Origin of the sequence: Microcystis sp. LSC13-02, assembly GCA_002282935.1 — a bacterium.
Taxonomy (GTDB): Bacteria; Cyanobacteriota; Cyanobacteriia; order Cyanobacteriales; family Microcystaceae; genus Microcystis.
This window is the reverse complement of the sequence record MTBT01000014.1, coordinates 1-7,322: the sequence shown is the minus strand read 5'-3', so window position 1 is coordinate 7,322 and position 7,322 is coordinate 1. Positions and strand designations below refer to the sequence as shown.

9 protein-coding genes and 1 tRNA gene are annotated in these 7,322 nt (G+C 46.0%); 6 read left to right on the top strand and 4 right to left on the bottom strand.

The features are described 5' to 3' along the window. Window positions 1-184 precede the first annotated feature (184 nt). Window positions 185-913: a PEP-CTERM sorting domain-containing protein gene (locus tag BGL89_RS00800; RefSeq protein WP_286823732.1), complete on the top strand. Its 729-nt coding sequence runs from the start codon at window positions 185-187 to the stop codon at window positions 911-913. 157 nt (window positions 914-1,070) lie between these two features. Here BGL89_RS00800 and BGL89_RS00795 read toward each other — a convergent pair whose 3' ends face one another. From BGL89_RS00795 to mazE, 4 genes are all read right to left on the bottom strand, one after another. Then, complete coding sequence (locus BGL89_RS00795; protein WP_002756874.1) at window positions 1,071-1,388, bottom strand: DUF3067 family protein; 318 nt, start codon at window positions 1,386-1,388, stop codon at window positions 1,071-1,073. Between the two features lie 339 nt (window positions 1,389-1,727). Then, window positions 1,728-3,629: a glutamine--fructose-6-phosphate transaminase (isomerizing) gene (gene glmS, locus BGL89_RS00790; RefSeq protein ID WP_286823729.1), complete on the bottom strand. Its 1,902-nt coding sequence runs from the start codon at window positions 3,627-3,629 to the stop codon at window positions 1,728-1,730. A 282-nt stretch (window positions 3,630-3,911) separates the two neighbouring features. Beyond that, window positions 3,912-4,286 (bottom strand): type II toxin-antitoxin system PemK/MazF family toxin, encoded by a 375-nt coding sequence (locus BGL89_RS00785; protein WP_286823727.1) that lies wholly within the window; start codon window positions 4,284-4,286, stop codon window positions 3,912-3,914. Further along, window positions 4,279-4,503: a type II toxin-antitoxin system MazE family antitoxin gene (gene mazE, locus BGL89_RS00780; RefSeq protein WP_012265779.1), complete on the bottom strand. Its 225-nt coding sequence runs from the start codon at window positions 4,501-4,503 to the stop codon at window positions 4,279-4,281. The genes BGL89_RS00785 and mazE overlap by 8 nt, the downstream gene beginning before the upstream one ends. 480 nt (window positions 4,504-4,983) lie before the next feature. Between mazE and BGL89_RS00775 the strand changes: the two genes are divergently transcribed. The 5 genes from BGL89_RS00775 to BGL89_RS00755 all read left to right on the top strand — a co-directional run bounded on the left by BGL89_RS00775 (window position 4,984) and on the right by BGL89_RS00755 (window position 7,205). After that, window positions 4,984-5,055, top strand: a tRNA-Thr gene (locus BGL89_RS00775). 390 nt (window positions 5,056-5,445) lie between these two features. Beyond that, entirely contained in the window at window positions 5,446-5,799 is a 354-nt protein-coding gene (locus BGL89_RS00770) for a metal-sensing transcriptional repressor (protein ID WP_286823726.1), read from the top strand. Between the two features lie 66 nt (window positions 5,800-5,865). After that, window positions 5,866-6,048, top strand: a complete 183-nt coding sequence (gene rpsU, locus BGL89_RS00765) for a 30S ribosomal protein S21 (protein WP_002738938.1) — start codon at window positions 5,866-5,868, stop codon at window positions 6,046-6,048. A gap of 201 nt (window positions 6,049-6,249) precedes the next feature. Continuing rightward, the gene (upp, locus tag BGL89_RS00760) at window positions 6,250-6,903 is read left to right on the top strand and encodes a uracil phosphoribosyltransferase (RefSeq protein WP_286823717.1); all 654 of its coding nucleotides are present in this window, start codon (window positions 6,250-6,252) and stop codon (window positions 6,901-6,903) included. 14 nt (window positions 6,904-6,917) lie between these two features. Continuing rightward, window positions 6,918-7,205, top strand: coding sequence for a ssl2009 family thylakoid membrane protein (locus BGL89_RS00755; protein ID WP_286823716.1), 288 nt, complete (start codon window positions 6,918-6,920; stop codon window positions 7,203-7,205). Window positions 7,206-7,322: the final 117 nt, after the last annotated feature.

Sequence of the window (7,322 nt, the reverse complement as noted above, 5' to 3'; positions counted from 1 at the left end):
ATGTACCGCAAGTCCTTCGTCATCGCTGTGCTTATCTAAATGGTTGCCTTTTTTAACTTTTTTATTGATCTCATTAAGCATTTCTACTTATGTCAAAGGGGAGATGCTCCCAGGTCATAACTATTCTAGACTACGGAGGTATCCGCATTACTGCCCTAATTAATAAAGTAATAAACAACTTAAAATGATCACCAACATATCTAGACAACTAACCACTGGCGCTCTTGCTATCGCTGGCAGCGTTGCCGCTTTCGGCTTTGCTGGTGCTGCCCCCGTGCAGGCGCAGGCGGAGTGTTTGCCACAAAGTTTCAACAATTTCAAGACCAATCCTTGCCGAAAAGGGGACAAGTTGTTTACACACATCAACTCATCTGGCATTGGTCTAGATGACCCGGGCAATTTTCTGACCATTACGGAAACCGTGCTGCCCTTGGGCGATTTGCACACCTTCACCTTCACCCCAGTTACCCCTCTGCTAAGTTCATCTGGTACTTATGTCATAGATTACACGATCGAGATCGTTGATAACCCCGACACTCCCGGAAACGAACTTTTGACGAAGATGTTCTCAGCATTCAGCGCCGGCTATACCACAACTGGCCAGACTGACTCCGGTGTCTCTCTGAACAAGACGGTTTGGTCAGATGCTTTCGGCGGGTCGAGTTTGGTCGGAACCTCAGAGGCTAGAAGCCTGGATATTGGTGGCATAGGCTCTCCTGGCCTCACGGTTCTAATTGCTCCGAATATCCTGAAACTTTACGTCAGAGACACTTTCGTTATCTCTAGTGTTGACGGATCAGTTAACAGTATAACCAACGATTTCAGACAAACTACTTACATCCCCGAACCCTCTGCTATCCTCGGTATCTTAGCCGTTGCCGGTGCTGGTGCTTTCGCTCGTCGCAAGAGCTAGTCACTGTCATTAGATTAAAGGCAAGCGTTGAGGTTAAACTTAACGCCTTTTTTGTGTCTAGAGAAGGGGATGGGGGAGTGGGAAGTGGGGGAGTGGGGACGCAATTTAAATGCAGCATACTGTTCAGTTAACAATCCCACTGGTCACTGATAATTGATCACTGATCACTGATCAGCCATTCCGATGCCCTTTCACCTAAATCTAAGGCCAGACTAACCGCTTTACCGAGACGGGGACGCTCGCGGGTTTCGCGGATAAAAGCTTGAAATTGACTAAAACCACCCCATTCGTGGAGATAATTAGCGATCGCATTGAGATGTTCCAGATATTCAGACTCGGAGAGGGGAAAAGAAGCTTGTTCGAGATATTTCCACATTACCTGGACATGAACCTTATCTTTGATGCGTCGCAGCTGGATATCGTAGGAACGACCCCATTTTTCTAGTAATAATTGCTGTAAGTCCACACCCGTCATGGTTGCTATCGCTTCTCAGATGTCAGTCGGCCTCTTGATTTTATCACAGATGTCGGGGTAAAGACCCTCGGTTTTACAGAAGGGATGACACTCTCGCCATCAACCGCTTCGCGGTGTAAAGGGAGTCCTCTTGCTCCAATTTAGATAGGGTCTGCTGAAAAAGTTTTTCGGTGGTGGTAGGAGTCAGGAGTCAGGAGTCAGGAGTCAGGAGTTCCCAATCCTATTTTCTTGCACTAACATCGGACTTTAACAGGTCAAAAGCTTTATTTTAAAAGGGTTTTACCATTATTCAGCAGACCCTAGATAGACCTTTGAACCACACTTTCAACCGAAGGAACTTTACTCCACCGTGACACTTTTGGCTAAATTGCGCGGCTGATCCACGTCTAAACCGCGACGGGCTGCGATATGATAGGAGAGCAATTGTAGGGGAATTACTGTGAGAATTGGCGATAATAATTCTTCAATTTCCGGCACATACAACAAATCATTAAAGACTTTTGGTGCTTCCCTATCGCTGTCGGCAACTACTCCCAATAATCGCGCATCCCTTGCCTTTGCTTCCTGTGCATTGGAGAGAACCTTATCATAAACTATCCCCGGCATCGCAATCGCTACTACGGGAACTTTTGCATCTAAAAGCGCGATTGGTCCGTGTTTCATTTCTCCGGCGGGATAGCCTTCCGCATGAATATAACTGATTTCTTTGAGTTTTAAGGCTCCTTCTAAGGCAATGGGGAAATTAATCCCCCGTCCCAAGAAAATAAAGTCTTGGGTGTCATTAAATTCATGGGCCAATTCTTCGATCGCTTTTTCCTGTGTTTCTAAGACAGTTTCGATCAATCTTGGCAGCGATCGCATTTGATTAATAATTTGCTCGATTCTCTCTAAAGACAAAGTTTGACGACGATAGGATAAATCCAAAGCTAAGAGATAAAAACCCAATAATTGTGCCGTAAAACTCTTAGTTGCCGCCACCCCGATCTCGATCCCCGCTTGGGTATTAATAATCTGATCGACCATTTGTGCTAGGGTACTTTCGGGGCGATTAGTAATACCGATAATCCGGGCTTGATATTTTTTTTCTAATCCTAAACGACGCTGTTTTTCCGTTTCCAAAGCCGCTAAAGTGTCGGCTGTTTCCCCCGATTGCGTCACCCCGATAGTTAAAGTATTGGGCATCAGGGGCGTGGGTGCATAGCGAAATTCCGAGGCGTACTGTACCCTTGTTGGAATACCCGCCAACTGCTCGAGCAAGTATTTACCGACTAAACTAGCGTGCCAACTGGTTCCACAGGCTAAAATCTGAATATGTTCTAAATTATCGTAAATTTCTTCAGAAAAATTAATATTTATCGGGTTGACATTATCCTCATTTTGTGCGTTTCCCTGGGGATGCAGATAGGTCCCTAAACAGTCGCGCACCACTCCGGGTTGTTCGTAGATTTCCTTGAGCATGAAGTGACGATAACCCTGTTTTTCTACGGTCGTCGGACTCCAATCGAGGACTCTGGGGCTTTTACGGACTCTTTTGCCCTCAAAATTATAAATTTCTACTCCCAAGGGTGTTAACCGAGCGATTTCGCCATTATCCAGGGACAGCACTGCCCGGGTATGGGGAACTAAAGCACTGACATCCGAGGCACAGAAAAACTCCCCTTGACCGAAACCGATGATTAAAGGGGCGTGTTGCCGCACGACAATCAATTCATCGGGATAATCGGGACTAATCACCGCTAGGGCAAAAGCACCCTCTAAACGTTCAATTGCCCTTAAAACTGCCTTGAGGAAAGGACTCACCCCCAAGTATTCTTCATCGGTAGGTTTGGGTAGATAACGGGCGATTAGATGGGGAATAACTTCTGTGTCGGTTTCCGAGTCAAATATACAGCCTTTCTCCTTTAATTCTGTTCTTAATACCTGAAAATTTTCGACAATGCCATTCTGTACCACTGCCACCCGTTGACTATTATCGGTGTGGGGATGGGCATTACTTTCTACGGGTTTGCCGTGGGTTGCCCAACGGGTGTGACCGATGCCAATTTGGGAGGGATTAACTTCCTGTTCTAATTTTTCCCGCAGATTGTAGAGTTTTCCCTGGGCGCGGACTCGATGTAATTCACCTTCGAGAATTGTGGCAATTCCTGCCGAATCATAACCCCGATATTCTAAACGTTCCAAACCAGCTAGGAGAATATCGATCGCTGTTTGGGTTCCGATATAGCCAACAATTCCGCACATTCTTTCGCTGACCCCATTTAGGCTAAGTCCGATCTATTCTATCGCAAGCGTGACACTTGTTTGCTTAGAGGCTAATGACGCACTGACAAGGGCAAAGTTTCCTCTAATGGGACTCATCCTGCGCTCATTTTTGGGAGCAAGATGGGGTCGCACTTTCCTTGGCGTGACCCTGTTGCAACTTTTGCCCCTCTATTTTAACCTAAACATTGGCAATCTTCGCTAACATTCCTCAACTGGGCCCACAAGAGCGGCGTACTGCTACGCAGTGCCTTCGGCATCGCGCTATGAAGACTTAAAAGCTAAACTGAAACCGAGTTCAATACAGACTGCTTTCTCTATTTCTTCCCAATAAACGTCTTCTAAAACACCCTGTTGATTCTTAATTCTCTGAGAATCTACAGCCCTCATTTGACTTAAGTTGATGTGTCGATCTCCGTCTAGTCCATTCTGCACTGTCGGTGTAATATTGACAACAAAAGGATAAGTCTTTTTCCCAAGCAACAATGGAGCAACTATTGTCGTTGTTCCATTTTGATTGCCAATATCGTTTTGTAAAATCAGGCAAGGGCTTTCTTTATCGGTTTCATGACCAACAACGGGTTTCAGATCGACCCACCATATCTCTCCTCGCTTGTAGGTTAGTCTTCCATTAGGCATTTAGACCATCGCCCACTGCAATATCCCAGACAGAAATTTCTTCTTGGCTCTCTGGATCATTTGCCTGATCTTTATAAGCATCTTCTAGCTCTTTCATAAAAATCCTTCTCTTCTCTTGCCAGAGAACATCATTGATAAAGCGGCTACGATTGCTTGCTAGTCGATCTACAAAGTCCAAAACTTCGTCGTCTAAGGTTATGCTGACTTTCTTACTCATTGCCATAAACTGCCTAGGACAGCCCGGTAGGATTAGATCATCATACTAACTAATCCTACGTTAATTGTCAACGCCTGCCTCTGATCTGTAAGTAGATTGAATGCCTAACGCCGGGGTTGTCTCTTTCATCGCTGCTTTCTCAACGTCAAGTGCTTATTCTATAATGATTATACTCTTGTTGATCGTTTAAGTCCCACTATGAGAGCCAAAACCTGTACTCTTATGTCATTCTCTCAAATCCTGATCTGGCCAGGTTTTTAGGCGATTTCTCGGAAATACATAGCCGAAAATTGGTCAAAACGTCGTGCTTTGCTGACCTCATAAGCGATTAAAGGCAGCCAAAAAAAGAATTAGATTCGGATTTCCCTCCTTGTCCTCCTTGTCTCGTCTTCACAGGTTGGTAAAATACCTACACCTGTGAGACCCAGAAAAAAATTTTTCAGCAAGCCCTATTTGTGTTATAATAGGTTGGTCAAAAATGCTGGTGTAGCTCAGTGGTAGAGCAGCTGATTTGTAATCAGCCGGTCGCGGGTTCAAATCCCATCACCAGCTTCAATCTCTCACTCCTAATCGAACTTTAAAAAACCCACTCCCCACTCCCGCTCCCCACTCCCTGGTCCCCTATACTTTCTAAACAGGATTTAGTATCAGTAGCCAGTAGTCAGGAGAATTAAGAATGAATAATAGTCGATTAAATGGTGTATTTACAGATTTTAGGCAATTTAATCCTTATTTTTGCCGTTTTTGAACCCTGAAAAATTAATTATGCAAGAGCGTCTAATTTGTGGATTTCATCCCTGCGGTTGGAATCAAGGGGAAAATTGCCCCGATTGGCAAACCAAAGACCCCTGAACCGAAATTTAAACCAGACAAAACCATGGGAGGGACTGGGGTTCGCAACTGTGGCACACTAGAGAGTAGAACTGAATTGACGGTAAGCCCTTGACTAATCAAATTACCCCTTTCGACCCCCTTCGCAACCACGACGAGACGGGACATGACCACGAGTCAAAAGGGACTCCCCACGTCCATAGCGAAGCTTCCCTGAAGCAAATTATTAACCGTCTCTCGCGCATCGAAGGACATATTCGCGGCATCAAGACGATGGTATCGGAAAATCGTCCCTGTCCCGAAGTTTTGATGCAAATTGCCGCTATTCGCGGGGCGATTGATCGCGTCGCCAGAATGATCCTCGACGAACATCTGAGCGAATGTATTGCCCGGGCTGCCCAGGAAGGTAGTATCGAGACAGAAATTGAAGAATTAAAGGCTGCCTTGGATCGCTTTTTACCCTAGATTGTGCTATAATGAGAAGTTAGCATTTTTTAGGCAGAGAGCAATTACAGGAGGTGAATTAGGTTAATGACCCAAGTGGTAGTTGGTCAGAACGAGGCGATCGAATCAGCCCTGCGTCGTTTTAAGCGACAGGTAGCGAAAGCGGGAATTTATGCGGATATCAAAAAGCATCAATTTTTTGAAACCCCTCAAGAAAAGAGAAAGCGTAAAGCAGTAGCCAGGAGACGACAAAGAACCCGTCGTCGTTAAAATTCCCCAAGTCAGAAGCCGCTCGCAAGCTTCTGGCTTGCTTTTATTTTAATCGGGTTTGGGGGATGGGGGATGGGGGTTAGGGGATGGGGAGATAGGGAGAAAAAAGCTGATTACTGATTACTGATCACTGATAACTGACTCCTGAAGGCTTTTTCGCTTAAGATAAAGTTTAGCCCTCGATCGAGTTCCAGTCTTTTCATGGTTTTACAACTGCGCGTCTACGTTCCCGAACATCCTCTGGTTAAGCATTGGCTGGCGATCGCCCGCGATCAAAATACCCCCTCGGTATTGTTTAAAACAGCGATGACGGAACTAGGGCGCTGGTTAACCTACGAAGCGGCGCGGCAATGGTTGCCGACCCTGGAAACTAGCGTTAAAACCCCTCTAGCGGAATGTCCCGCTACTTTTATCGATCCTAGCGTACCGATCGCCGTAGTTCCGATTTTAAGGGCAGGATTAGCCCTGTTGGAAGGGGCGCAAAGCCTTTTACCCCTAGCTAGTACCTATCACCTCGGTTTAGCCAGAAATGAGGAAACCCTGGAGGTGAGTTGTTATTTAAATAAATTACCGGCCAGTTTTGATCCAGCCACGAGAGTCTTAATTCTCGAACCGATGTTGGCCACGGGGGGATCAATTTCAATGGCAATGGCAGAAATTACCAGCAGAGGCGTTGATCCTGCCCTGATTCGCCTGATTTCCGTCGTGGCTGCCCCGCCAGCTTTACAGAAATTGAGTCAGAATTATCCCAGCTTGAACATCTATACGGCTATTATCGATGAAGGATTAAATAGCGGCGGTTACATCGTGCCGGGATTGGGCGATGCTGGCGATCGAGCTTTTGGAACCTATTAGGAGAAAAAGGGATTATGAGTCAGCGAGATGGGTTTACGGGCGGTTTTTTAGCCGGTGCGATTGTCGGTGGTTTAGTGGGCGGTGTTTTGGGGACAGTGTTGGCTAATCGCGGCCGTCGCAGTTTAGCAGATGGTGATAATCAAGCTTTTTTGGAGGAGAGCCGCAATGGGCGCTTGACTCCAGAGGAAGGCATGGAAATGGCCCGCCGCAGTTTGGAAGATAAAATTGCCCAGTTAAATCTAGCGATCGATGATGTGCGTCAACAGTTAGGAGCGGTACAGGAAAACGGCAGCGATTATTAAATAGGGCTGGCCGAATAAATCTAAAGACCTTGTTGGGTAAGACTTTTAGACTTTTTGTCAATCAAAAAGTACCGGACTGGGAGTGATCAGGGGGAAAATTCAGGTACTTTTTCCCTG

Excerpts from the sequence above, each read along its gene's own strand:
- rpsU (WP_002738938.1), top strand. The coding sequence starts at position 5,866 with ATGACCCAAGTGGTAGTTGGTCAGAACGAGGCGATCGAATCAGCCCTG.
- mazE (WP_012265779.1), bottom strand. The coding sequence starts at position 4,503 with ATGAGTAAGAAAGTCAGCATAACCTTAGACGACGAAGTTTTGGACTTT.
- BGL89_RS00800 (WP_286823732.1), top strand. The coding sequence starts at position 185 with ATGATCACCAACATATCTAGACAACTAACCACTGGCGCTCTTGCTATC.
- BGL89_RS00785 (WP_286823727.1), bottom strand. The coding sequence starts at position 4,286 with ATGCCTAATGGAAGACTAACCTACAAGCGAGGAGAGATATGGTGGGTC.
- upp (WP_286823717.1), top strand. The coding sequence starts at position 6,250 with ATGGTTTTACAACTGCGCGTCTACGTTCCCGAACATCCTCTGGTTAAG.
- BGL89_RS00755 (WP_286823716.1), top strand. The coding sequence starts at position 6,918 with ATGAGTCAGCGAGATGGGTTTACGGGCGGTTTTTTAGCCGGTGCGATT.
- BGL89_RS00795 (WP_002756874.1), bottom strand. The coding sequence starts at position 1,388 with ATGACGGGTGTGGACTTACAGCAATTATTACTAGAAAAATGGGGTCGT.
- glmS (WP_286823729.1), bottom strand. The coding sequence starts at position 3,629 with ATGTGCGGAATTGTTGGCTATATCGGAACCCAAACAGCGATCGATATT.